Here is a 22,853-nt window from a genome sequence, read left to right on the forward strand (position 1 = left end):
CTATATCAGGGTAATCTTCTCTGGATATTCGATGACTCTTTCCTCCTCGAGGATGCCTTCCTCTTCGTCATAATAGGTCTTGAAGCGGAGGGTATATGACCCTTCTGTCAGGTCCTCTACCATCTTAAACAATACCTTATTAGGCTCATTCAATGTGATGCTTGCGTCATCGACTACTTCAGGTATACCGGAGTCAGGTTCCAACTCTATCGTGCCCTTACCTACACCTCCTGCACCCACGAGCTTGATACCCCTACCATCTACTTCCGCATAGCTACTGCGGTTCACCTGGTTAGGTGTTTTAGAGTACAGGTCGCATACTGCCGTGATGGCGGGTCCTTCCCCTGTGCCATCCTTGTTTACGACCAACTGTACGGAATTAGCAGCATCCTTCATGGCTTGCTTCGGCGTGAATAGAATCTTCGGTGTCTTGAGCGCTTTAGAAGCAGTTACATCATCCTTCTTATCCATCATCTTCGAGGGTACAACAAGACGAAGTGAACCCAACTCACCCAAGTCTACATTCCTCCCCTCGGACAATGCCTCACAGATAATATTAGTCATACTGGTAAGTGCATTTTGAACATCACCAGCGGTCAAAGAGGTTTCCCTCTCAATACGTTTTTTAAGTGTTTCCACACTTACTTTGGATTGTGCAATAGGCTGCGCATAATACACTTGTTGTCCCTTACGTTCACCTACATTTAAAATCTTACTTTTGATTTCAAATTTTATCATAGCTTACCACATTTAAATTGTTTATAAAATCATATATTACTTCCTTCGTAAGGCTAATACTCACGCGTGAGTATCCCTAAATAAGATGCACGCGTGGGGTACTGTTATGACCCACGCGTGGGGTCCAATGCATATCCACGCGTGGGTATTTATAACACCCCACGCGTGGGGTCTTTTCATCATCCTTCATGATATCTTTTTATCATCGCTTAAGGATTACTACAAAGGTACTATAATATCTACAAAATCAATCCACAAGGGAGGTATTTTATGGATATTTAACATCCTGTGCCATCCAAGTTACATGCAGGGCCCTCTTCCTCCATCGTGCGGGACTTCAATCCGGCATCTTCAGGCTTCAGGGTGACCCTTCCGTCTTCCAACACGAAGCAAGGAATACCCACAGCACCTATGCGCTTACAGGTATCAAAGCAACTGTTCTTGTCTCGCAACCGTAGGAACTCTTTGAGGTACTTCACATGTGTACCTATATCGATTACCTCATACATCGTGTTCCCCTTTACTTGTTCCTCTACATACGTGCAGTCGGGGCACGTACCCATTCCATAAATCTTAATCATGACAATCTCCTATATATATTAATGTATAACAAAGATAGGTATTTTCGCATCAGACTGGAAACTTTTCGTGGAAAATCATACGCATCTATAAATATTTTCCTACCTTTGTCCTGATAACATAAAATGAAAAGCTATGAACGTCATTGATTCTATTACAAATAGTACCCAGACGGCATTTACTTTTGAGATATTGCCGCCACTCAAGGGGAACAGCATCCAGAAGGTATATAATGTCATCGACAAGCTCCGCGAGTTTGAACCTAAGTATATCAACATCACCTCCCACCATAGTGAATATATCTACAAGCCACAACCCGACGGTAGCCTGCGCAAGGTAAATATTCGTAAGCGGCCGGGGTCGGTCGCCATTGCAGCTGCCATACAGAATAAATATGGTATACCTGCCGTCCCTCATATCATCTGCAAGGGATTCACGAAGGAGGAGACCGAATATGCATTAATAGATTTGAACTTCCTGGGCGTACACAATCTGTTGCTCCTGAGCGGAGATATCAAGACACTCGAAGTAGAGCAGCAACCGGAACTATACCATGCGCATGCCACCGACCTACAAGGACAGGTAAACCAGTTCAACATGGGTGTGCTATTAGATGGTTCACCAATAGAAGGGATTGATACTCCGTTCTCGTATGGCATGGCCTGTTACCCTGAGAAGCATGAGGAAGCACCAAACATGGAGTCGGACCTTCATTATGCCAAGATGAAGGTCATGAATGGGGCCAGTTACCTGGTAACGCAGATGTTCTTCGACAACACGAAGTATTACGACTTCGTCTCACGATGCAGGGCAGAAGGCATCCAAGTACCCATCATACCCGGTATCAAACCGATTGTCTTCCGCAATCAATTAACAGTCTTGCCCAGGGTCTTTCGTTCCGATATACCGGAACCCTTAGAGAAGGAGCTTCGTAAATGTAAAACAGATGAAGAGGCGAAGGAAGTAGGGGTAGAGTGGAGCATCATGCAATGTAAGGACCTCATGGCACACGAGGTACCCAGTCTCCACTTCTATACCATGATGGCATCGGATAGCGTGAGGAGGATAGCAAGCGCTATATACTAATTGACAATGGACAATGAACAATTGACAATGGGGGTCACTTTAATTGTCAATTGTCAATTATCCATTGTCCATTGAATCACTGTTTAACGACCGGCAGGATGACCCGCGATGGCGCATCGGCCTGATGGTAAATGCGGATGCGTTGCTGCATCTCGAAGTCCTCGGTCGTGCAGGTATATGTATCGATGAAACGCTGTGGGTTGCGGTCGATGATGGGGAACCATGAACTTTGAACCTGAATCATTAAGCGGTGCCCCGGTAGGAATACATGGGCCACGTCCGGAAGTGTATAGGACACCTCGGTCCGTTCGTTCGGGACGAATGCCTTCGGGTATTCAAAGCTCTCCCTATAACGTCCCCTAAAGAGTTCACCACGGACCATGAGTTGGTATCCCCCCATGGGATAGTGGCTGTTCTTCAAATAGGACGTAGCCTCTTCAGGATACTTGTAGTTAGCCGGGAACACATCAATCACTTTGACCATAAAGTCTGCATCCGTACTACTGATGGCTGTCTGCAATTGTACCTCAATAGGACCGGCCAATGTGAGCGTGTCTTCCAGTATAGGTGAGACGAAGGTCAAGACATCAGGTCGGGACGACGCAAAGCGTTGATCATCCACCATGAACTCCAATGTACGATAGGTAACGGGATTCGCCGTGAAGGGCACCGGATGCTCCATATCGGAAATATATTCACTGTATGAAGAGGTCTCGGTCGGGGCCATCGTGGAGACCTTCCCTCCTTCATGAAGATAGAACGGAGTAGGGGATATAGAGGGAGCAGGCCACTCGTCCATGAACTCCCACCGGTTCGCACCCGTATGGAAGACACTGACCCTATGTGAGGGCTTCTCGCCCTTCCCCTCGAGGTAATACCGGAAGAAAGGGTACTCGATGTGGTCCTTGTAATAGGCCGAGGTACTCTCCCCAAAATAGATGTTGCCGAAACCCTCGAAGGAACGCCGTGTCCAGGCACCATGCCACCAAGGGCCAAATGCTAAATAGAGTTCGGTCTCCGGAGATTGAGTCTTAATAGCCTTGTATGTATGCCAGGCACCATAACAGTCCTCGGAGTCGAAGAGTCCCCCCGTTACGAGGACAGCCGGACGTATATTATAACAAGCCTTGCGGGCATCGCGTGCTTGCCAGAAGGAGTCATAATGAGGATGCTCCCGGATGCTATTCCAGAGTGTCTCGGTAGTATCGTTGACCAAGAGGTCCGCATCACGAAAGGTGCCCAGGGCGAGGAAATCGGTATAGACGTCATGCTTCACGATAGAGTCCATCACACCCTCACCTTGATGTCGCCCTTCGAGCCACGGTAAGAAGTTAGTGGTTTGCAAGAAGGTAAAAGCCCCATTGTGATGGCGATCGTCACCCAAGAACCAATCTGTCACAGGACCCTGAGGCGACACGGCCTTGAGGGCAGGGTGATTAGAGGCCGCCGTCATGGTTGCCTGAAACCCATCGTAGCTGATACCCCATGTCCCCACCCGCTGGTTACTATGGGTGTTGTGGATGAGCCATTCAATCGTATCATAGGTATCTGTAGATTCATCGATAGCCTTACCCTTCATGCGGTCCGGGTGCAAGGGACGAACCTGTACGAACTCACCCTCGCTATGATGGCGACCGCGGATATCCTGGAACACCAAGATATAGTTATGCATGAGGTACTGTTTCATGCTACCATCGAAGTCCTTCACGCTCCTATTAAACCCATCCCCATAAGGCGCGCATGAGTAAGGAGTACGCATCATGAGGATCGGATGCCGCTCCCCATTATCCTTCGGCTCGTAGATAGCGGTATAGAGCTTGACGCCATCCCGCATAGGAATCATCACTTCCCGCTTTGTATAATGCTGCTTGGCCTTCATCTCCAAGCTATCTACCGGTTCATGACTCTTTTGGGCAAGTGCTGTTAGCCCCGCGAAGCCCATCGCGGCGGCCAATAAGATAAGTCTGCTATACTTCATGATTATTCTTGATTAGGATTCATCTTCTCGTTTAGATAAGCTATGCGCTTAAGGGCCTTACGCTTCATCTCTACCATCTGATGAATATCCGTAAGGGCAGAGGCTAAATGATAGGTAGCCACGAGTGCTTTCTTATCGGCGTCGGCCATATAAATGATGTAGGGTTTGCCTCCTTTATATTCTACCTTGATACGTTCCTTTGCATGGTCGTAGACGAACTTAATGGCTTCCCGTCCGTGATCACCTTTATATGTGACCACCTCCGTAGTAGCTCCCATGTCCTGGAAATGGTAGTTGACGCCTCCGTCATACGGTATAGAGGCAGTCTCGGCGAAGAGGCCCTCCGATGTACTCAGTTTAATAGATGTATGATCAATAGGGCGTGACCCATAATAGACACTGGCTATGTACATCTCCCCATTCTCATCTACGCCACTCCTCACATAGCAACGTTGGACATTACGCTCAATCGTTTGTCCCTTCCAGATATAGTGTCCTATCTCCTCATAGAGGGTATCCTTTTCAAAGGTGAAACCCGCCTTCAAGGAGTCCGCCTCGTGGAGACGAATAGGCATTAGGCTGTCGCAAAAGGCTATGTTTCGAGTGGCTTCTTTGAGGTCGACTTCGCGCATCAGGGTAAGCGCATCTCTCAGTATACTATACTCTTTGGGGTACTTCGCCCGCAGACTGTCTATCTCCGTACGGGCTGCAAAGAACTCATTCCGTTCGTAGTGGGCACGGGCTTTGTCTAAGTGTAGCTGTGCCTCCTTCGCGGACTGGTTGCATCCTCCCATGAGGGTTGCCACCAGCATACATGCAATCGTTTTCTTCATATTCATTCATTATTTATGTTTGCAAAGGTACGTTATAATTGGGTAATACCCACCCGGATTCACCTAAAAACTTAGCTAATGGGAAAAGAAATACCGGAAAGGAGGGAACGCTCCAGCAAGAAAGCGAGTAGTCATAGCTGGTTATCCGCTACGAAAAAGGGAACCCGTTAGAGTTCCCCTTTCAACATCTTCCCAGCGATACGGGCAGCGGTCGCGACGTACCGGCTACAGGGTCGCTTGGCATAATATGCGGCGGTGCGGAGGGAGGGCGAGGGGTCTGTCTTGGCTGCCTCGGCCGCGGGTAACAGTTCCCGGCAGACGAGGGTCCCATACTGCTCTCGGAACGCGCCTCCTACCCGTTGCACCATGGCATAATTGCGGGTGCGGGCCTCTTGGTCTGCCGGATCTTCTACCGGGCAATAGAAGCCCGCGAGCATGACCATCGCACTTACCGTGCCGCAGGTCTCGCGCATACGTCCCATGCCTCCCCCGAAGGAGACGGACATCTTCTTCGCCAATTCGAAATCCAACCCGACAATATCAGCAAACGCCAGGAATACCGACTGCGCGCAGTTATAGCCGGATTCGAAGTTACCCACGGCTATTTTCACCCGTTCCTCTATGTCAAAGTCCTTCATCATACGCGTCTGTATTAGTATTCATAATCAACGCATGCGCGGTCTGCCTTCACCGGGCCGATAATACCCTTGGCTACGGCTACATGTTCCGGGTGATTGGCATACGTGTTGACATCGGCCAGGGTGTCCAGCTCCGTGAGGAGGAGGAGGTCCCAAGTCTCGTCCGGGTTCATGTTGAAGTGCACCTCTATGCGACGGAGCACGCTGATTTTCTCTTTTAGAGCCTCGAGGCGGGTCTTGATCTCCACCATCTTGGCCTCCTTGGCTGCGGGAGTGTCGAACTCCTTCAGCTTGAACATAACGATGTGTCTTACCATATATAATCTATTTAATAGTGATATAAGTTTTCTTGCAAGTAGGAGTCTTTGTAACCCAAGAAGTAGAGAATTCCGTCCAGACCTATGGTCGAGATGGACTGCTCGGCGGTGGCTTTCACCTTAGGCTTCGCGTGGAAGGCAATACCCAGGCCTGCAAGGCTAATCATCGGGAGGTCGTTGGCACCGTCGCCCACGGCTACGGTTTGCCGGATATCTACATTTTCCACCTGGGCTATGAGTCTGAGCAGCTCTGCCTTACGCTTCCCGTCCACGATTTCACCCACGTAGCGTCCCGTAAGCTTCCCATCTTCTACTTCCAGCTCGTTGGCATAGACGTAGTCGATGCCGTACTTCTGCTTCAGATAGTTGCCAAAGTAGGTAAATCCACCCGAGAGGATGGCTATCTTGAACCCTACCTTTTTCAAGATACGCATGAGTCTGTCGGCACCTTCGGTAATGGGTAGGTGCTCGGCGATGTCCTGCATGACGGAGACATCCAGTCCTTTCAGCATCGCGCACCGCCGGGTGAAGCTCGTGCGGAAGTCTATCTCGCCCCGCATGGCCGACTCGGTAATGGCTTTCACCTCATCGCCCACGCCGGCCCGCATCGCCAGCTCGTCGATGACCTCTGTCTCAATAAGCGTCGAGTCCATATCGAAGCATATCAGGCGGCGCATCCTCCGGTACATGCTATCCTCTTGGAATGAGATGTCTACCTGCAGTTCCGAGGAGAGCTTGAGGAAGCTCGCCTTCATCAGCTCCTTGTCTCGGGGCGTGCCGCGAACCGAGAATTCTACACTTGCCTTCGGGGTGCGTTCGCGCTCTTCTAGGGGGATACGTCCGGTGAGCCGCTTGATGGCGTCTATGTTCATCCCTTGCTCGGCGATGATGCGGCTCACTCCGGCTATCTGTCTGGCCGTGAGCTTCCGGCTCAGGATAGTCACGATGTAGCGATTGCGTCCCTGCATATTCACCCACTCACTATACTCCGTCTCCGCGATGGGCTTGAAGCGGACGTTCACGCCCAGCTCATAACTTCGGAACAGCACCTCCTTCAGGATGTTCCCCGAAGTCGAGGCGTCGCTTTGGAACAGGATACCGAGCGACAGGTTGTTGTGTATGTCGGCCTGGCCAATATCCAGGATAATGGCGTTGTGCTGCGCCAGTATCTCCGTCAGGGCAGCGGTGACGCCCGGACGATCTGCTCCATTAATGGTCAGCAGAATCAATTCTTCGTTTGTCTTCATATCCGTGTTTTTAATATTATATAATCAATCGTTCCAAATTGCCTGGTCAGGTAGCGTTTGCTACCCGGTCAGGTAATTTTTACTACCCGGTCAGGTAGCATTTGCTACCCGGTCAGGCAATCCAAACTCCCTGGGCAGGCAATTTAAATTCCCTGGGCAGGCAGTTCAAATTCCCCGGGCAGGCAATTTTTACTGCCCGCGCGGGTAGCATTTACTATCCGCGCGGATAGCCGTCACTACCCGCGCGGGTAATATTCGCTACCCGCGCGGACAATTTTTACTACCCAGTTGGGTAATTTTTACTACCCAGTTGGGTAGCCATCGCTACCCAGTTGTGTAGTCGTCGCTACCCAGTTGTGTAGTAATCGCTACCCAGTTGTGTAGTTTTGACTACACAGTTGTGTAATATCAGAGGGAGGATTGGATAGCTTCCAGAAAGGCACGGGTCGCCTCGGCGGGGTCGGTTGCGCGGACAATCGCGCCCGATATGGCTATGCCGGTGATACCCGTATGCATCAGCGCGGGGACGTCCGCCAGCTCGATGCCGCCTATGGCATAAACCGGAAGCGTGATACCGGCTTCGCGGCATTGCGCCAGGATGCGCCGGTAGCCCTCCAGCCCCAAGGTGGGACTTAGGCGCTGCTTCGTCTCCGTAAAGCGGAAGGGGCCGAGGCCGATATAGGAGGCGCCGAGCGAGGCCGCCCGCCGGATGTCCTCGAACGTATTAGCGGTCGCCCCCACGAGGAAGCCTGTCTCTGCCCGCGCGGACCGCACTCGCCGCCAGGCTTCGTCCACGGGCATGTCCTTCTGCCCCAGATGCACGCCGGAGGCACCCACGCGGAGGGCTATCTCCAGGTTATCGTCTACCGTGAGGCACGCCCCCTTCGCCTGGCAAATCTCTACTAATGCGAGGGCCACAGATTCGGTCAGCCCCTCTTTTTTACGCAGTTGCACCCACGAGCCTCCTCCCTCGAGGAAGAGGCGCGCCTCGCTCGCTTCGTCCCATTTATCCGTCTGGTGCGTGATGAGCATCAGGCGGTTCGTTCCTTCGTACTTCATGCGATATCGTTTAATATCCTACTTAATGTCTGAAAATTCTTCCTCACTTGTTCCCACGTAGGCACCCCTTCCGTTCCCCATAGTGCACCGAGGACAGCAGCTCCGCCGAATCCCCAGTGTCGCAAACAGGGTAGGGTGTCTTCGGAAATTCCGCCCAAAGCTACGACTTTTTCGGTAATTATGCCCAATTCCGTGGCTGTTTTTAGCTGGCTATCCGATAAAATAGGCGCATACCCCTGCTTGGAGAGGCTGGGAAAGATGGGGCTGAGGAAGAGATAATCCAGCGAGGCGAAGCGGGAAAGCTCCTCGAGCGTGTGGCACGAGCGGCTGACCCGTCCGCACCACCCGGGCGGGGGCGTGGGATTACGCCCGTTTAGATGGACACCTCCCAAGGCATACGCCTCGGCCAGCTCGAAGTGGTCGTGGAGGGCGATACGAGGGTAAAATACAGGAGGAATGGCGCGTAGGAGCGATTCGAGGGTTTCGCGCGGGGCGTCGGGTTTGCGGAGGTGAAGGCGCATCAAGCCCTCGGAAAAGAGACGGGTAATCAGGGAGGCCTCTCCGGAGAAGCAGTCCGGACGGGTAATGGCCACGAGTAGTTTCATGCCTTGGCCTCCTCTTGCGCGATTAGATAAGGATGGAAATCGTGGCAGACGGGTCCGTGCCCGTGCCCCACCGCGATGCCGGCTCCCCGCTCCAGCGCATCGTGCAAGTAGCGCTTAGCCAGCCGGACGGAGGTGCTGAGGTCTTGGGTCTCTGCCAGATAGCAGGCAATGGCCGACGAGAGGGTGCAGCCCGTCCCGTGGGTATTGCGGGTATCGACACGCGGTTCCGTGTAAGTTTCAGGTTGCTGGCCCGGGCGGAAGAGCATATCCACCATATCCGGCCCGGTCCGATGCCCGCCCTTGAGTAAGACCGCCCGGCTGCCCATCTCGAGAAGCCGTTCGCCCGCGCGGACCGCCTCCGCCTCTGTGTCGACCGGCAGATGGGTCAGGTATGTCGCCTCCGGGAGGTTGGGCGTGACGAGGTCCGCCTGTGGAAACAACTCCTCTACCAGACAACCGACCGCCTCCGCCTCCAGCAGACGACTCCCACTGGTAGAGAGCAGCACCGGGTCGACTACCACCCAGCGCGGACGATACCGTCCCAAGAGTTCCGCAACCGCATGTACGTTCGCCTCGCTATGCAACATCCCGACCTTGACCGCGTCAATAGTCAAATCCGCTAAGACAGCCTCGAGCTGCTCCCGGACGATGCGCGGCTCGATAGCCTGTATGGCCCGCACGCCGCACGTATTCTGGGCGGTGACGGCCGTGACGACCGACGCCCCATATCTTCCCAGTGAGGCAAAGGTCTTCAGGTCGGCCTGGATACCCGCCCCGCCGCTACAATCCGAACCGGCTATGCTGAGCACCGTCAGATACCGGTAATGCATTTCTTTCTCCATGACTTGATACGAAAAAGCGGAGGCGCAGAGCGCCCATCTCTCCCGATGAGGCGGCTCCGAATCTCCGCGTTGATGAAAGCAACTGGGCTATATATTATTTGGAAGTTTTCTTCCGGTCAATTTGTTCTTGAACGATAGCATCTACCACCGCGACGGTCGTCAGGTTCAGGATATCCCGCGTCGTGCTTTCGACATCGGTAAAGTGTATCGGCTTGTTCAAGCCCATCTGAATCGGACCGATTGTCTCCGTAAAGCCCAGCGTATCGAGGAGTTTGTACGCGCTGTTGGCCGAGCTCAGGTTCGGGAATACCAGTGTATTTACATCCATCCCCTTGAGTTTGTTGAACGGGTACATCTCGTCGCGGAGCTTGCGGTCGAGGGCAAAGTTGACTTGCATCTCACCGTCGATCATCATCTCAGGGCAGTTCTTGTGGAGATACTCGATAGCATCGTGGACTTTCTGCGGGCTCCCTTGCTTGTCCGAGCCGAAGTTGGAGTAGGAGAGCATGGCCATAACCGGCTCGTGAGCGAAGAACTTCACGGCGTCGTGGGTCAGGCGGGCGATATCAATCAGTACTTCCGTCGAAGGATGACGGTTAATGAGTGTGTCGGCGATGAAGAAGGTTCCCTTCTTACACGTGAGGATATTCAACGTTCCAAAGTGAGAGTAAGGAGCACGGATGCCGATGATCTGCTCCGCGAGCTTCGTTACTTCCGAGTAGCGACTATAGACGCCCGTCACGAAGGCATCGGCATCTCCCGTCGCGACCATCATCATACCAAAGGCGTTACGGTCGACCATTTTCTCACAGGCCTCGGCATAGGTGACGCCCTCTCGTGCTTTCTTCTCGGCCAGGATGCGGGCGTATCGATGCCGACGCTCTGTCTCCCGGTCGTGGCGGAGGTTGACAATTTCAATCCCCTCGAGGCTGATGTTCTCTTCTGCCGCAATCTTGGCTAGCCGCTCCTCGTTCCCCAAGAGGATAGGATAGCAGATACCTTCCGCTTTAGCTTCGGCAGCAGCCTTCAGCATATTGATGTGGTTGGCTTCGGCAAATACCACACGTTTCGGATTAGCCTTGGCCATATCCGTGAAGGAGCGCAGGAGTTTGCTATCATATCCCATCATTTCACGCAAGTGATTTGCGTATCCGTCCCAGTCAGTGATTGTCTTCCGTGAAACGCCCGATTCGATAGCAGCTTTCGCTACGGCACAAGATACACGCGTCAGGAGACGTGGGTCGAGAGCCTTCGGGAGGATGTATTCACGTCCGAATGTAGTCCGTTTCAGTTTATAGGCTGCATTGACCACGTCGGGCACAGGCTCTTTTGCCAGTCCGGCAATAGCATATACGGCCGCCAGCTTCATTTCTTCGTTGATGGCCTTGGCGTGAGTATCAAGCGCACCCCGGAAGATGTAAGGGAATCCCAATACATTATTAATCTGGTTTGGGTAGTCGGAACGTCCTGTAGCGAAGATGATATCCGGACGAGACTCCATTGCGTCGGCATACGAAATCTCCGGATTCGGATTAGCTAAGGCGAATACGATCGGGTTCTCGTTCATCGTGCGTACCATCTCTTTCGTTAATACGTCTGCCACCGACAAGCCCAAGAACACGTCGGCTCCGCGTACGGCCTCTTCGAGCGTATCAACGGGAGCATCGGTTGCAAACTCTTTCTTTTGTTCGGTGAGGTTTGCCCGGCGAGTTGAGATGACACCCTTGCTATCGCACATGATGATGTTCTCTTTGCGTGCCCCCAACATGACATATAAGCGAGTGCAGGAGATGGAAGCCGCGCCAGCACCGTTCACCACTATTTTCACCTCCTCAATCTTCTTGCCTGCGATTTCAAGCGCATTCAAGAGGCCGGCAGCCGAGATGATAGCTGTTCCGTGCTGGTCGTCGTGCATGACCGGGATATCCAGCTCTTCTTTCAGGCGTGTCTCGATTTCGAAGCATTGTGGTGCCTTGATATCTTCGAGGTTGATACCTCCAAATGTAGGCGCAATAGCCTTTACCGTATCGATAAACTTCTGCGGGTCTTTTTCGTTCACTTCAATGTCGAACACATCAATACCCGCGAATATCTTAAAGAGTAATCCTTTACCTTCCATGACGGGCTTGCCTGCCATGGCGCCAATATCACCTAATCCAAGGACAGCGGTACCGTTCGAAATCACAGCTACCAGATTCCCTTTATCTGTGTATTTATAAACATCCAATGGTTTTTTTTGGATTTCCAAACAAGGCTCTGCCACACCCGGAGAATAAGCGAGCGAGAGGTCGGTTTGCGTACTGTAGGGCTTCGTAGGGATAACCTCAATCTTTCCAGGTTTGCCTTCGGCATGATACCGAAGGGCATCTTCTTTTGTTATCTTTGCCATATATAAATTATTTCTGATTAGCAGTTAAATCAATACTTGTAGGATATAGTGTTTCTAATTCCCCCCGCAAAAGTAATAAATTATTACATACAGTGTATCTGGGGTAGCATGAAAAATACGTGAATTATATCTTCGTTCCTTTTAGCTTTCGTTTCATGGTTCGCGAAGTTATTTCGTTTGTTTCCACCTGTCAAAAAACGCGCAATCCGAATACTTGTAGAGTCCGATAATAATATAGTAAGCCTTAACGGCCCTCCTTATCGTAATAGGCCTCCACCCGTGCCCGGATGTTCTCGCGCAGGCATTCCTCGTAGAGCCACGGCTCGGCGCTGTGGAAGTCGCCCACATTGAGGAAGCCCAGGATGGGCTGGTATTCCGAGCCGCTGTAGCCTTTCACTACCAGTACGTGGTGCTCGGGCGAGACGCTGACGGTGATGGTGTCGTGCAGCGTGGCGGGCGTGGCATCGGTGCGCCAGTTCACGGGGTTGATGCACATCGCGCAGGGGGCTGCCACCACGGGCTGGATGTAGCGCACGTCGGACACGGAGTTGTAGCAGATGGTCACCCCCGTGTCCGTGGCTCCCCGCGCCGGACGGATGTTCTCCGTGGCGAGCGTGTCGGCGGGTGTCACCTTATAGCCCAGCACGTAGGCCGCCACCAGACGGCGCGCCACGTCGGCTGGCATCGTCTTCAGCAGCTCCACCACCGCCTTGCCGCCCTGACTGAAGCCCGCCAATACGAAGGGACGGTCGGGGCGTTGCTCAAGGAAGGTTTCGAAGGCCGCCTGTACATCGCTGAAGGCGGTGCGGAAGCGGTTGTTGATGGTATCCTCGTTCTGCGTCGCCCAACCCTCGATGGTGATGTGGCGGTAGTAGGGCGAATAGAAGTCGCCTGCCTCACCCATATAACCGGCGATGCGGGAAATCTCCTTGTCCATGTTGGCGCGGTGCGTGGCGTTATGCACGTCGGCATAGTGGCAGGTGCGCCCGTCCTCCGTAGTCCAGTCGGTCTCCCAGGTGGAGACGAGGTAGAACACGTCCGCACTCCTGTCCGCCGTACTGTTCTCGCGGGTGTACCACATGGTGTCGTCGGCATAGTCGGGCGCCTCGGGGATGTAGGTGGCGGCATCCGTGCCGGCACCTTTGTCATTTTGGCTGCACGAGGCGAGCAGGAGTGCCGCCATAAATAGCAATGCTGTATGTTTCATATCGCTCATAAATAATATTCGTTTTATGGGAGTGCTTCGGAAGAAAGGCATAAAGGGAAAAGATTATTCCAACGGATAAAGATTGTTCTTCACCCAATCGTAGAAAGCAGCTACAAGCTTTCGTGTATCGGAATTATCCCGATGTAGGTACAATGACACATATAGCATGTAGTCGTCCGTGGTCGATGATGCATCGTATTTCTGTATGCTTCCATCATTATAGCACATAAACCAACTTTCATGCGCGCAAAGATAATGCTTTTCTCCAAGAATCTTTTCTCTTTTTATTTCAATCTTTCAAAGAACGTTCTTGTTTATTACATTTCGGCATTCACGTCACCTTCCGACAGCGAGGTTTCACGCACGATGCGTTCGATGAGCGTGTCGTTGTCCATTTTCAACTGCGATTTGGGGGCAGCATAGTAAACGGTCTGCCCCTTGCGTGTACCGATGTTCAGTACTTTCGATTTAACTTCTTGTTCAAACATAACATTTATTTTTTGTTGGTTAATGAAGCCCTTCTACAGCCCCTCCTGAGAGGGGTTTTGCACCCCCACTCGTGGGGTACCTCAAGGGGTCACTCGTGGGGTCCTCCCATACCCCACGAGTGGGGTATCTTGAGGGGTTACGAATACCCTTTATCATGGGTCACCGTAACTGTTCCGTCCCGTTGCCGCCGATGCTGTCAGCCGAGACTGTGCGCCCTCGTTGTTCACCGTCCAGGTGATGGTGTGCAGCGCTCCGGCTATCAAGGTTATGGGAGATGTAATTTTACCCCAATAGTTAGACGGCATGCCTGAAGTGGTAACTATGAAATCCTCTATCTGATTATTAGCACTCGGTGGCAGGTTGATTTCCCAACAGGTATCTATGTCTTCATAATGGGTTTTATATGAATCAAGATAGTTCGAAAGTCCGCCAGATGTTACTATTCCTTCATTAACGGAACAAAGCTCTGGATACAGAATGGAAATACTTCCCACATTGTCCTATCCGTTGCATCAGGCCTTTTCTGCGACCAAGTTCCGCGCCATATTTCAATTCTGCTGCCGTGATTTCCGAGATATAACAATGTTCAAGCCCTACTTTATCCAACTTTTTGTCTATGTCATATTGTCCGCGTAGCAGAAAGACACATATATTCGTATCAAGTAAATATTGCTTCATACTCATCATGTTATCGATTTCTTCTTAAACTTCCGACTTTCCCTTATTTCCTTAACCATCTCGTCCGCACTTACCTCCGGAAAATCCTCGTCTTTCCATACGCCATAAAATCGGCTTGCCGATATAGGGGCAGATTGGGTTTCCTTCCGTGCTTCTTCTATCAGCTTTTCGCCCAGCCACCGCTTATTGCTTGCACTGAGTGAAAGTCCATGGATAAGTGCCAACAGTCCTTCTAATGAAATCGTTGATTTTATACCGATATTCCTCCTTATTATTGAATATAACACATTGTAAAATAAGGAATTAATCGAATTATTCCTCATCATTTCATCTCTTTTGTTTCCCAGTCTGTCAAAGAACACTTCCAATTATTCCCTGGCAGGCCGGAAAACAAGCGTTCCGCCCTTCTCCTGCGGGGAGAGGGGCAGGACGAAATAATGGGGACATATCTTGTAAGTGTTACTTTTCGTTGATTTCCATGCGGGCGTAGGTGGTCATGTGTTCTTTCTTCAGCGGAAGAATCTGGATGTAGAACTCATCTTCGATGGCTGCCACCATTTCTTCCGCTGTCTTCCAGCGTTTAGAGCACAAGCCCTTGTTGCGGTAGCCCACAATCAGTTCGCGTACGGATTCTGCACTCATATAGAGCACGGCATCCGGCTTTTCTATAAGGGCTGATACGTCTTTACTCAACAATCCGGTGTCGAGAGCCAAATAAACAAAAATATTCGTATCTATAAGATAGCGAATAACTACAACAAGAATTTAGGATCGTTTACTATCAAGCTGCCTTTCAATCTCATCATGGCTTCCCATGTTTTACTTACTTTCTTGCCTTGCTTCTTGGCTTCTTCATCCATTTCTTCCATCAGGCTTTTCTTTGCTTCCGGTTCTTTCTCTCTCAGCTTTTCTTCTTTTGTTTCCATACTGTTTCCTTTCTTTAAGTGATAATACCGCAAAGGTATATAAAAAAGGGTTACCCAGTATGTTTCATCCCATCATTTCGTTGTTTCCCAGTCTGTCAAAAAACGCTCTTGTTTTACTGGTCCACCGGAGACTGCGACGTCTCCCCATGCCGGGCTTACGCTCCTGCCCGGCGGTGATACCCTAAGGCATTCGCATCGTATCCTGCTTTTGTTGCAGTTCCTTCAGCCATGAGTCTGTCTCCATCATCCTTTCCCTTGCCTGTTCTTCCTTCTGCAAGTGGAAGTAGAGGATACCTCCAACCACGATACAGACAATAATCAGCGAAAAACATAACCCGATGAAAAACTTGTCTATCAATTCCGGATTTTCGTATCTCAAGTATATTCTTATCCGCTCAAACATGCCTTCTTTCTTCATTAAATAGGGTGTTCTACCGAGCCTTCTCCATCTACGCCGTCGCCCCATGTCATGCTACCGGTATCGACCGATACCTGAAGGCCGTAGAGGGTAATGGTAACATTGTAGGTGTACTTATAGCCGGCTTTCCATTCGGTGTCTTTCTGTAGCATGTAATAGAATGGACCGTAGCTGTTGTCGTTCTTCGTGGCGGTGAAAGTCAGTACAGCCCCCTCAATTCTCCCCGAGGGGGAGCTTTCTTCCTGCGTGCAGGCGGTGAGCAAGACCGCAGCTGCCAACAAAGATAATGTATGTTTCATATCGCTCATAAATCTAAATCGATTCTTTATGAGCGCACTTTGAGAGAGGAAATTGGGTTAGAGATTCAGATATTCGTCCGGTGTAAATATAGGCAAGGCAGATAGTTGATAGTCTTTTTTATTGCGGGTGATAATCATCGTTGCTCCCGCATTTACTGCCGAATGGTATTGAAGTGCATCCTCAAAATCCGAAAAAGAAGATTGCAATGCTTCGTTCACCACTGCGGCATCTACGTTGGTAATGCGGCACAGTGTATTAAACTTCCTCATCTTTTCCAAGATTATTGCCTTGGGGTTATAGCGCATCAATATATAACTTGCCGTAGCATAAGAAAGGGAAGAAACCAGCAATTCGATTTCTTTCCTATCCGCCCGGCTCACAATACGCGCTGCCGCTTCATAGAATGGCTCCCGCTCACCCAAGAAATCAATCAGGATATTGGTATCGATAAAGACTTTGTTCATGAGTATTTCTCTTTGAGATGTTCATCACGCAAAGCCTTTACTTCCAAATCGGCAGGCAGCTTGACACCTACTTTCATGCTCTGCACAAAAGGGGTTATCTCGTCTGTACGCTCTTTCGCATTCTGCCGGATGATACTTTTTACCGCAGCCACTAACTTTTGCAGTAAGTCCGTATTTCTTTCGTCGATGTTGTCAATCGTCGATAACAGAGACTGCTTCAATTCTATCGCTTCCATACCTTTGCTTTTTTAATTTCCGCAAAGTTACGTCTTTTTCTCTAATCTACAATCCAATCTGTCAAAGAACGCTCTTGTTTTTACATATACTACCGGCGGTTGCAATACCATCCGCTACACCTGTTGGGTGTTACTTCCGGACATTACGCACGGTGTCCGGCAGTAGCTTGGAATTGCGGCTCTTCCGCTAATGCCGGGTTGGATGTTTTTCAGTTTACCGTACCGGCTTGTTCCCGAAGCGGCGCGTTTGCCGGGCAGAGCGTAAGGCTGGCGACTCCTCCTTCCCCGCCTCGCCCGGGATGAAATAGGCATGCTCCAAGGTGTATTGGATGCGCTCCACCTGGTCGGGCGTGAAGCCGGTCAAGAAGCTATAGTCGTAGTCCATGACGTTGTCGGACCAGAAGAATTCCCCGGTCTCGCCATCCGTGCGCCCGAAGTCGATAGTGTTACCGCCATCCGTGTATTCCACGTAGGCATCGCGGTCGTACCATCGCGTGTCGGCGCAGTAGTCGCCTTGTTCCTCGAACACGTGCCTCAATCCCAGAAAGTGACCCGCCTCGTGAGCGAAGGTCTGCACGTAATTGGCTTGCGGGATGACGTTTGAATTCAGAAATATACCTGTTTCAATACCGGGCTTATAGGTAGCGCAGCCCTCCAGCAACTCGTCGGCATCGAAGTAGGGAAAATCGGTGACGAAACCAACGACTGGGGTGTACTCATCCACATAGGCGTTGAGAATCGGGCAGACCCACACGTTCAGCGCATACTCCATGTCCCAGATGTATTGGTCGTCTATCTGGAGGTTCAGAAAGTCCACCTCCACCGCCTCCTTCTCATGGACAATACCCGGCGTTTCGAGCGGCGTCCCATCGGGCGTGTGGGTGGCGGCTACGAAACGCACGCCGGTCTCCGTCTGCTCGGGGAGGTTGTAATAGTTGCCATACACGTGGTTGGCATAGTCCAGCTGTTCCTCGATCATCCAGTCCTTGACCGGATAGTTGCCCTCGGCATCCGGGAAGAGGTGGAAGACCACGGGGATCTCGTAGGCGTCGGGATTCTCCGCCAGTGGCTCGGTGAAACTGGAGCGGACCGCCACCGTGTTGGAGTAGTATTCCCCCTTGTCCGTCCGCACGTAGCCCCGCAGATAGTAGGTCGTGCCGGGCAGCGGATGGAGGAAATTTATGCACTCCCAAATAAGCGGCTCCGCCTCCCAGTCCCAGTTCTGGAACGTGTCGTTATCCGATAAGTCGTAGATGAGGGTGCAGTCGCTGATGTCGGGCACCGTATCCCCGATTGAGTAGCAGCCACCCTGGTAGAGGATCTTCTCGTCGGCGGGCAGGTCCTCCATAACGAGATAGGCCGTGTACTGGGGCGGGTAATAGTCCGGAAAATCCTCCCACCGCACGACGTTTCCCTCGCCGATGTGCAGCTTAAAGGTAGAGGCCGGCTCCGGTTCGGGTTCCGGCTCCACTGGGTCGTCATCGCCGCAAGCCGCCATGCCGAAGGCCAGCAAGACCGCCGCCAAAAGTTTATACCCGTGCGACAGGAAGTCGCATTCTTCCAAATAATCCTTGATTTTCTTTCCAAATATATTCATAAATAGATCTTTTATATGATAAGTTAATTAAGTGCTTCTATCGGACGGGATTCTTCCCGAACTTCCGCGTCTGCGGGGCAGAGCGTAAGGCTGGCGCCTCCTCCTTCCCCGCCTCGCCCGGGATGAAATAGGCGTGCCGCAAGGTATATTGGATGCGCTCCACCTGGTCGGGCGTGAAGCCGGTCATGAAGCTATAATCGTAGTCCATGACGTTGTCGGACCAAAAGGTTTCCCCTGTAGTGCCATCCATACGAATGAAATCGATGGCGCCCTGCGTGTATTCCAAGTGGACCTCGCGGTCGTACCATCGCGTGTCATCGCAGTAGTCACCGCCCGGTTCAAAAACATGTTCCAATCCCAGGAAGTGGCCCGCCTCGTGCGCGAAGGTCTGCACGTTATTGGCTTGCGATTGGACGTTTGAGTTCAGGAATATGCCTGCGAAAGCACCGGGCTCATAGGTATTGCAGCCCTCCAGCCGCTCGTCGGCATCGAAGAAGGGGGAAAGCGTTCTTCCAGCTAAGTCCTCCGCATTCTTGATCGGGCAAACCCACACGTTCAGCGCGTACTCCATGTCCCAGAGATAGGCATCGTCAATAATATCATTGATGCTATCAAACATCTGACCGGCCGGGTCGTTTATCTCCACCGCCTCCTTCTCATGGACGATACCCGGTGTTTCGAGCGGCGTCCCGTCGGGCGTGTGGGTGGCGGCGACGAAACGCACGCCGGTCTCCGCCTGCCCGGGGACGTTGTAATAGTTGCCATACACGTGGTTAGCATAGTCCAGTTGTTCCTGGATCAGCCAATCCTTGACCGGATAGTTGCCCTCGGCATCTGGGAAGAGGTGGAAAACGACGGGGATCTCATAGGCGTCGGGATTCTCCGCCAGCGGCTCGGTGAAGCTGGAGCGGATCGCCACCGTGTTGGAGTAGTATTCCCCTTTGTCCGTCTGCACGTAGCCCCGCAGGTAGTAGGTCGTGCCGGGCAGCGGATGGAAGAAATACATGCACCACCAGATGAGCGGCTCCGCCTCCCAGTCCCAGTTCTGGAACGTGTCGAAATCCGAGATGTCGTAGATGAGGGTGCAGTCGCTGATGTCGGGCACCGTATCCCCGATTGAGTAGCAGCCACCCATATAGAGGATCTTCTCGTCGGCGGGCAGGTCCTCCATAACGAGATTGGCCGTGTACACGGGCGGGTAATCGTCCGGAAGCTCCTCCCACCGCACGATGTTTCCCTCGCCGATGTGTATCTTGAAGGTCGAGGTCGGCTCCGGATCGGGTTCCGGCTCTACGGGGTCATCATCGTCGCATGATGCTGCGCCGAAGAGAAAGAGGGCACACATCACTGATTTACACACATGCAACAGAGCATCACACATTCCTACATTATTACTTCTTTTCATTCTAAACATAATTATAAGAGGTTATTAAATCATTTACAATTATTCCTCATTCATATCCTTCACCTCCACCAGTTCCAGCTCGCAGTCCGATGTACCGGCGGAACGGGTGTCGAGGGCATTGGTATCTTTCAAAGTAAGGTTGAATGAATAAGCATTGCCGCTCGCCAACGAGCCTGTATAGCTGGCGGTCTTATCCTTGCCGGCCACAACCAGCGTAATGTTGAAGCCGGCATTAGGGGCGACAATGGCGGTGTAAGAATGAGCCGCTTCATCTTGCAGCGGAAAGATATCTATCGTGTTCCCATCGCCTGTTACGGTACTGCCGTTTACGGTAATGCTTTCCTTTGTTTGGATGTGAAAGTCCGTTACGGTTGGCATAGCGCTACCGTAGTCACTCCAATCGGTAATGGTGACGATGACTTTGCTTAGGCGGTGCTCCAATGTCACGCTGGGCGTAGTGCTGATTAAATCGCCGCTGTATGTCATGAAATCCGCTTTGCATAAGTTTACGTTGGTGGTTTGATTTACGGGAATGGTGAATGAGGTCGCGGATGTGCCATCTCCTCCTGGATACCATACCGTGGTAGTGCCGGGAAGTATGGTGGAGATACCTCTATTGCCATACCATGCACTACCAGTGTAGCTCAGTGTATAGGAACTGGTGGTGTTATCGTAACCAGTGACCTGCAAGCCTGTCACGTCACCACTCTGCCATATCCATTCATCTCCGTCAGCGGTGGCACGTGTGCTGATGCTCACCTGCACCTCTTGCGGTTCTCCGCCCGGCACGGTAGCATCTTCCTCGCTGTTGCACGCCGCAAAAAGGGGCATGAAAGCCGCTAATGCAAAGCCTTTTATCAAAGTATTGTTCCTTGTCATATTCTTACTCTTTTATCTTAGTTTCAACCTATATACTTCACTTTCTGCTCTTCGGCAAGCTGGAAAACAAGCGTCCCGCCCTTCTCCTACGGGGGAGAGGGGCGGAACGAGAAACTTTCTTGACAATAAGCGTCAAAGCATGGCTGCGAATTTCCTCACTTGGGCAAGCCGTTCCATGAAAGACGTGTCGCGAGTGGCCTGCTGCATGTTGTAGTCAAGTTGCATCCGCATCAACAGTCCTGCACTGATGCCCAACGCTGCCTCGAACAGCATCGCTGTAGAGGTGGTGAGCGGGCGGCGGCAGTTGAGGATGTCGTTCAGGATCTTATAGGATATGCCCGTTTGTGCGGCGAGGCGTGTCTGCGGCAAGCCCCGGCTCTCGATTTCTTCCTTGAGCAGTTCACCCGGATGTACGGGGCGCTGGCAAGTATATTTTCCCATGTTCATATCTCCTATTTATAATGGTTCGACAATTCCAATATGTTGCAAATCGTCACGACTGTTTCAGCCGCAACTTGCTTCACCGTGAACTCGATGCGGTACTGGTCGTTTACCCGGATGGAGGAAATACCCGCTTTGTCTCCTTTCAGCACTTCGTAGTGCAATGAATGGAGAGGGTAGAGTTCTTCTACGCCTGCGGCTTGTTCCAGCACCTTGACACGCAGCTGATAGCGTGCGATGATATGAGGCTGAAAGCGATATTTCTTGTCTGTCGTCTTTCCGTCCTCATATAGCTGGCGCAAGTATTCTTTATCGAAGTGTATTTCCATGATTTGCTATTTCTGATTCACTTCGCAAAGATAACGCTTATTCCCGACATTCCACTATAAAAGTGGATATTTTCGAAGAAGTCTCTCGTTTTCCAACCTGTCAAAGAACGCTTTATATTTTCTTCTCCCCTCCACGGGAGGGGTTGGGGGAGGCTCTTTATTCAGTTTCCAAGCTGCCGCCATCTTGTTCCGTCCAAGGCGAAACGATGACACTATTAACCCACACTCCGCTCTCTTTTGTGATAGTTACCTCATAGGTATAGGAATGGCCTGCATTCCAAACAATGTCCTTTGATGCATAACACGAATATTCCCTCCTATTATTAATGACAAGATAGTATTCATTCTCCTTCACTGTTTGCGGAATGACAAGTGCGGCGAAACTGGCGAGGGAAGTTTCGTTTCCGTCGGATGCAAGGGGCTGTGGACCGAGGCTGTAGGCCGTGATAGTCCCCATTGTGTTTCCCTGCGTCCAGTTGAAATAATTCCCGTCCATGTCGTCCGTACTCACCGTGCCGTTCATAACAATATTGTTTATATCTCCTATCGTCACACTGACGTCATCACTTTCGTACACAGGACCTACATTGCGGACATGCACCACCACTTTTGCCACTTGATGGTAGAATTTAAGGGCAATTTCCTGCCCTCCGCTTACCCTTCCCTGCGCAAAGAGCAAGTCGCTTTTCGCATAATTGTCGCCAGTTTGGTTGGTTTGTACAGACCATGAGTCGGAACGCTCTTCGCTGTTGTTACCATAATGCCAGGCACGGACAAATTTAGTCTCGTTGTCGCTTAGCCAAGAAGATTGCTCGCCGCTCGTAAAGGTCAGTTTGCCATCGGTACCGGCTGTGTAAATTCCTCTCTTGGCTTGCGTCCAGTCGGGAGTTGTCGTATCGTCATAATTGTCTATCACCTCTACAATGACGGTTTCCGTACCTTCCCAACTGTTATCGGGAGTCGCCCGCGTGTCGGTTGTCGCATCCGCCATAGTAGCAGTCAGCACCAACGGCTCGCCGTTTCCCGAAGGGCGTGTTTCGGTAAGGTCGTCATGCGAACAGGCGGATAGAATGCCTGCCAGCAAAAGGAGAATCATCCGTTTCAAGTCTGATAGTCGGTTCATATTACATGTATGTTTTTATGTTCTGTCTTTGTGCCACAGGCGGTTGCGAT

At 51.4% G+C, this 22,853-nt stretch carries 29 protein-coding genes; 1 reads left to right on the forward strand and 28 read right to left on the reverse strand.

The window, feature by feature from the left end:
• On the reverse strand, window positions 1-738 hold the full coding sequence (locus tag B5F77_RS00660) for an HU family DNA-binding protein (protein ID WP_087326151.1): 738 nt from the start codon (window positions 736-738) through the stop codon (window positions 1-3).
• A 278-nt stretch (window positions 739-1,016) separates the two neighbouring features.
• Window positions 1,017-1,319 carry a glutaredoxin-related protein gene (locus B5F77_RS00665; RefSeq protein ID WP_087326153.1) on the reverse strand — a complete coding sequence of 101 codons (303 nt, stop codon included), beginning with the start codon at window positions 1,317-1,319 and terminating at the stop codon, window positions 1,017-1,019.
• Window positions 1,320-1,452: 133 nt separating this feature from the next.
• Between B5F77_RS00665 and B5F77_RS00670 the strand changes: the two genes are divergently transcribed.
• A complete protein-coding gene (locus B5F77_RS00670) occupies window positions 1,453-2,403 on the forward strand; it encodes a methylenetetrahydrofolate reductase (RefSeq protein WP_087326155.1) in 951 nt (316 codons plus the stop codon).
• A gap of 76 nt (window positions 2,404-2,479) precedes the next feature.
• Here B5F77_RS00670 and B5F77_RS00675 read toward each other — a convergent pair whose 3' ends face one another.
• From B5F77_RS00675 to B5F77_RS00785, 26 genes are all read right to left on the reverse strand, one after another.
• Complete coding sequence (locus B5F77_RS00675; RefSeq protein ID WP_087326157.1) at window positions 2,480-4,381, reverse strand: CocE/NonD family hydrolase; 1,902 nt, start codon at window positions 4,379-4,381, stop codon at window positions 2,480-2,482.
• 2 nt (window positions 4,382-4,383) lie between these two features.
• Complete coding sequence (locus B5F77_RS00680; RefSeq protein WP_087326284.1) at window positions 4,384-5,214, reverse strand: hypothetical protein; 831 nt, start codon at window positions 5,212-5,214, stop codon at window positions 4,384-4,386.
• 167 nt (window positions 5,215-5,381) lie between these two features.
• Window positions 5,382-5,852, reverse strand: a complete 471-nt coding sequence (locus tag B5F77_RS00685) for a C-GCAxxG-C-C family protein (protein WP_087326286.1) — start codon at window positions 5,850-5,852, stop codon at window positions 5,382-5,384.
• Window positions 5,853-5,866: 14 nt separating this feature from the next.
• Complete coding sequence (locus B5F77_RS00690; protein ID WP_087326159.1) at window positions 5,867-6,169, reverse strand: Dabb family protein; 303 nt, start codon at window positions 6,167-6,169, stop codon at window positions 5,867-5,869.
• A gap of 11 nt (window positions 6,170-6,180) precedes the next feature.
• Window positions 6,181-7,416, reverse strand: a complete 1,236-nt coding sequence (gene serB / locus B5F77_RS00695; protein WP_087326161.1) for a phosphoserine phosphatase SerB — start codon at window positions 7,414-7,416, stop codon at window positions 6,181-6,183.
• Window positions 7,417-7,824: 408 nt separating this feature from the next.
• Window positions 7,825-8,475 (reverse strand): thiamine phosphate synthase, encoded by a 651-nt coding sequence (locus B5F77_RS00700; protein ID WP_087326163.1) that lies wholly within the window; start codon window positions 8,473-8,475, stop codon window positions 7,825-7,827.
• Window positions 8,472-9,080 (reverse strand): thiamine phosphate synthase, encoded by a 609-nt coding sequence (locus B5F77_RS00705; protein ID WP_087326165.1) that lies wholly within the window; start codon window positions 9,078-9,080, stop codon window positions 8,472-8,474. The genes B5F77_RS00700 and B5F77_RS00705 overlap by 4 nt, the downstream gene beginning before the upstream one ends.
• Window positions 9,077-9,922: a bifunctional hydroxymethylpyrimidine kinase/phosphomethylpyrimidine kinase gene (thiD, locus tag B5F77_RS00710; protein WP_087326167.1), complete on the reverse strand. Its 846-nt coding sequence runs from the start codon at window positions 9,920-9,922 to the stop codon at window positions 9,077-9,079. The genes B5F77_RS00705 and thiD overlap by 4 nt, the downstream gene beginning before the upstream one ends.
• Window positions 9,923-10,016: 94 nt before the next feature.
• The gene (locus tag B5F77_RS00715) at window positions 10,017-12,311 is read right to left on the reverse strand and encodes an NADP-dependent malic enzyme (RefSeq protein WP_087326169.1); all 2,295 of its coding nucleotides are present in this window, start codon (window positions 12,309-12,311) and stop codon (window positions 10,017-10,019) included.
• A 244-nt stretch (window positions 12,312-12,555) separates the two neighbouring features.
• Complete coding sequence (locus B5F77_RS00720) at window positions 12,556-13,527, reverse strand: DUF3089 domain-containing protein (RefSeq protein ID WP_087326171.1); 972 nt, start codon at window positions 13,525-13,527, stop codon at window positions 12,556-12,558.
• A 54-nt stretch (window positions 13,528-13,581) separates the two neighbouring features.
• A complete protein-coding gene (locus B5F77_RS15650) occupies window positions 13,582-13,746 on the reverse strand; it encodes a hypothetical protein (protein ID WP_162607929.1) in 165 nt (54 codons plus the stop codon).
• 89 nt (window positions 13,747-13,835) lie between these two features.
• Window positions 13,836-14,006 carry a hypothetical protein gene (locus B5F77_RS15655; protein ID WP_162607930.1) on the reverse strand — a complete coding sequence of 57 codons (171 nt, stop codon included), beginning with the start codon at window positions 14,004-14,006 and terminating at the stop codon, window positions 13,836-13,838.
• A gap of 451 nt (window positions 14,007-14,457) precedes the next feature.
• A complete protein-coding gene (locus tag B5F77_RS00725) occupies window positions 14,458-14,685 on the reverse strand; it encodes a hypothetical protein (protein ID WP_239445691.1) in 228 nt (75 codons plus the stop codon).
• Between the two features lie 5 nt (window positions 14,686-14,690).
• Window positions 14,691-15,011: a hypothetical protein gene (locus B5F77_RS00730; protein WP_239445692.1), complete on the reverse strand. Its 321-nt coding sequence runs from the start codon at window positions 15,009-15,011 to the stop codon at window positions 14,691-14,693.
• 133 nt (window positions 15,012-15,144) lie between these two features.
• The gene (locus tag B5F77_RS00735) at window positions 15,145-15,450 is read right to left on the reverse strand and encodes a PIN domain-containing protein (RefSeq protein ID WP_343225030.1); all 306 of its coding nucleotides are present in this window, start codon (window positions 15,448-15,450) and stop codon (window positions 15,145-15,147) included.
• A complete protein-coding gene (locus B5F77_RS15825) occupies window positions 15,438-15,611 on the reverse strand; it encodes a hypothetical protein (protein ID WP_204244934.1) in 174 nt (57 codons plus the stop codon). The genes B5F77_RS00735 and B5F77_RS15825 overlap by 13 nt, the downstream gene beginning before the upstream one ends.
• Window positions 15,612-15,792: 181 nt before the next feature.
• A complete protein-coding gene (locus B5F77_RS00740; protein WP_087326175.1) occupies window positions 15,793-16,029 on the reverse strand; it encodes a hypothetical protein in 237 nt (78 codons plus the stop codon).
• Window positions 16,029-16,328: a hypothetical protein gene (locus B5F77_RS00745; protein WP_140392781.1), complete on the reverse strand. Its 300-nt coding sequence runs from the start codon at window positions 16,326-16,328 to the stop codon at window positions 16,029-16,031. The genes B5F77_RS00740 and B5F77_RS00745 overlap by 1 nt, the downstream gene beginning before the upstream one ends.
• 57 nt (window positions 16,329-16,385) lie before the next feature.
• Window positions 16,386-16,793 (reverse strand): PIN domain-containing protein, encoded by a 408-nt coding sequence (locus tag B5F77_RS00750; RefSeq protein ID WP_087326178.1) that lies wholly within the window; start codon window positions 16,791-16,793, stop codon window positions 16,386-16,388.
• Window positions 16,790-17,029: a DUF6364 family protein gene (locus B5F77_RS00755; protein ID WP_087326180.1), complete on the reverse strand. Its 240-nt coding sequence runs from the start codon at window positions 17,027-17,029 to the stop codon at window positions 16,790-16,792. Before B5F77_RS00755 ends, B5F77_RS00750 begins: the two co-directional genes overlap by 4 nt.
• Window positions 17,030-17,243: 214 nt before the next feature.
• Window positions 17,244-18,626, reverse strand: coding sequence for a M43 family zinc metalloprotease (locus tag B5F77_RS00760; RefSeq protein ID WP_087326182.1), 1,383 nt, complete (start codon window positions 18,624-18,626; stop codon window positions 17,244-17,246).
• 37 nt (window positions 18,627-18,663) lie between these two features.
• Window positions 18,664-20,031, reverse strand: a complete 1,368-nt coding sequence (locus B5F77_RS00765) for a M43 family zinc metalloprotease (protein WP_162607931.1) — start codon at window positions 20,029-20,031, stop codon at window positions 18,664-18,666.
• Window positions 20,032-20,070: 39 nt separating this feature from the next.
• Window positions 20,071-20,910 carry a fimbrillin family protein gene (locus B5F77_RS00770; RefSeq protein WP_140392782.1) on the reverse strand — a complete coding sequence of 280 codons (840 nt, stop codon included), beginning with the start codon at window positions 20,908-20,910 and terminating at the stop codon, window positions 20,071-20,073.
• Window positions 20,911-21,042: 132 nt separating this feature from the next.
• Window positions 21,043-21,351, reverse strand: a complete 309-nt coding sequence (locus B5F77_RS00775) for a HigA family addiction module antitoxin (protein WP_087326290.1) — start codon at window positions 21,349-21,351, stop codon at window positions 21,043-21,045.
• An 11-nt stretch (window positions 21,352-21,362) separates the two neighbouring features.
• Window positions 21,363-21,680, reverse strand: a complete 318-nt coding sequence (locus tag B5F77_RS00780) for a type II toxin-antitoxin system RelE/ParE family toxin (RefSeq protein ID WP_087326188.1) — start codon at window positions 21,678-21,680, stop codon at window positions 21,363-21,365.
• Between the two features lie 157 nt (window positions 21,681-21,837).
• Window positions 21,838-22,803, reverse strand: coding sequence for a fimbrillin family protein (locus tag B5F77_RS00785; RefSeq protein WP_087326190.1), 966 nt, complete (start codon window positions 22,801-22,803; stop codon window positions 21,838-21,840).
• Window positions 22,804-22,853 lie beyond the last annotated feature (50 nt).

This window comes from Parabacteroides sp. An277 (genome assembly GCF_002159645.1).
In the GTDB taxonomy this organism is placed as follows: domain Bacteria; phylum Bacteroidota; class Bacteroidia; order Bacteroidales; family Tannerellaceae; genus Parabacteroides.

Excerpts from the sequence above, each read along its gene's own strand:
- B5F77_RS00660 (WP_087326151.1), bottom strand. The coding sequence starts at position 738 with ATGATAAAATTTGAAATCAAAAGTAAGATTTTAAATGTAGGTGAACGT.
- B5F77_RS00665 (WP_087326153.1), bottom strand. The coding sequence starts at position 1,319 with ATGATTAAGATTTATGGAATGGGTACGTGCCCCGACTGCACGTATGTA.
- B5F77_RS00670 (WP_087326155.1), top strand. The coding sequence starts at position 1,453 with ATGAACGTCATTGATTCTATTACAAATAGTACCCAGACGGCATTTACT.
- B5F77_RS00675 (WP_087326157.1), bottom strand. The coding sequence starts at position 4,381 with ATGAAGTATAGCAGACTTATCTTATTGGCCGCCGCGATGGGCTTCGCG.
- B5F77_RS00680 (WP_087326284.1), bottom strand. The coding sequence starts at position 5,214 with ATGAAGAAAACGATTGCATGTATGCTGGTGGCAACCCTCATGGGAGGA.
- B5F77_RS00685 (WP_087326286.1), bottom strand. The coding sequence starts at position 5,852 with ATGAAGGACTTTGACATAGAGGAACGGGTGAAAATAGCCGTGGGTAAC.
- B5F77_RS00690 (WP_087326159.1), bottom strand. The coding sequence starts at position 6,169 with ATGGTAAGACACATCGTTATGTTCAAGCTGAAGGAGTTCGACACTCCC.
- serB (WP_087326161.1), bottom strand. The coding sequence starts at position 7,416 with ATGAAGACAAACGAAGAATTGATTCTGCTGACCATTAATGGAGCAGAT.
- B5F77_RS00700 (WP_087326163.1), bottom strand. The coding sequence starts at position 8,475 with ATGAAGTACGAAGGAACGAACCGCCTGATGCTCATCACGCACCAGACG.
- B5F77_RS00705 (WP_087326165.1), bottom strand. The coding sequence starts at position 9,080 with ATGAAACTACTCGTGGCCATTACCCGTCCGGACTGCTTCTCCGGAGAG.
- thiD (WP_087326167.1), bottom strand. The coding sequence starts at position 9,922 with ATGGAGAAAGAAATGCATTACCGGTATCTGACGGTGCTCAGCATAGCC.
- B5F77_RS00715 (WP_087326169.1), bottom strand. The coding sequence starts at position 12,311 with ATGGCAAAGATAACAAAAGAAGATGCCCTTCGGTATCATGCCGAAGGC.
- B5F77_RS00720 (WP_087326171.1), bottom strand. The coding sequence starts at position 13,527 with ATGAGCGATATGAAACATACAGCATTGCTATTTATGGCGGCACTCCTG.
- B5F77_RS15650 (WP_162607929.1), bottom strand. The coding sequence starts at position 13,746 with ATGTGCTATAATGATGGAAGCATACAGAAATACGATGCATCATCGACC.
- B5F77_RS15655 (WP_162607930.1), bottom strand. The coding sequence starts at position 14,006 with ATGTTTGAACAAGAAGTTAAATCGAAAGTACTGAACATCGGTACACGC.
- B5F77_RS00725 (WP_239445691.1), bottom strand. The coding sequence starts at position 14,685 with ATGAAGCAATATTTACTTGATACGAATATATGTGTCTTTCTGCTACGC.
- B5F77_RS00730 (WP_239445692.1), bottom strand. The coding sequence starts at position 15,011 with ATGATGAGGAATAATTCGATTAATTCCTTATTTTACAATGTGTTATAT.
- B5F77_RS15825 (WP_204244934.1), bottom strand. The coding sequence starts at position 15,611 with ATGGAAACAAAAGAAGAAAAGCTGAGAGAGAAAGAACCGGAAGCAAAG.
- B5F77_RS00740 (WP_087326175.1), bottom strand. The coding sequence starts at position 16,029 with ATGAAGAAAGAAGGCATGTTTGAGCGGATAAGAATATACTTGAGATAC.
- B5F77_RS00745 (WP_140392781.1), bottom strand. The coding sequence starts at position 16,328 with ATGAAACATACATTATCTTTGTTGGCAGCTGCGGTCTTGCTCACCGCC.
- B5F77_RS00750 (WP_087326178.1), bottom strand. The coding sequence starts at position 16,793 with ATGAACAAAGTCTTTATCGATACCAATATCCTGATTGATTTCTTGGGT.
- B5F77_RS00755 (WP_087326180.1), bottom strand. The coding sequence starts at position 17,029 with ATGGAAGCGATAGAATTGAAGCAGTCTCTGTTATCGACGATTGACAAC.
- B5F77_RS00760 (WP_087326182.1), bottom strand. The coding sequence starts at position 18,626 with ATGAATATATTTGGAAAGAAAATCAAGGATTATTTGGAAGAATGCGAC.
- B5F77_RS00765 (WP_162607931.1), bottom strand. The coding sequence starts at position 20,031 with ATGAAAAGAAGTAATAATGTAGGAATGTGTGATGCTCTGTTGCATGTG.
- B5F77_RS00770 (WP_140392782.1), bottom strand. The coding sequence starts at position 20,910 with ATGACAAGGAACAATACTTTGATAAAAGGCTTTGCATTAGCGGCTTTC.
- B5F77_RS00775 (WP_087326290.1), bottom strand. The coding sequence starts at position 21,351 with ATGGGAAAATATACTTGCCAGCGCCCCGTACATCCGGGTGAACTGCTC.
- B5F77_RS00780 (WP_087326188.1), bottom strand. The coding sequence starts at position 21,680 with ATGGAAATACACTTCGATAAAGAATACTTGCGCCAGCTATATGAGGAC.
- B5F77_RS00785 (WP_087326190.1), bottom strand. The coding sequence starts at position 22,803 with ATGAACCGACTATCAGACTTGAAACGGATGATTCTCCTTTTGCTGGCA.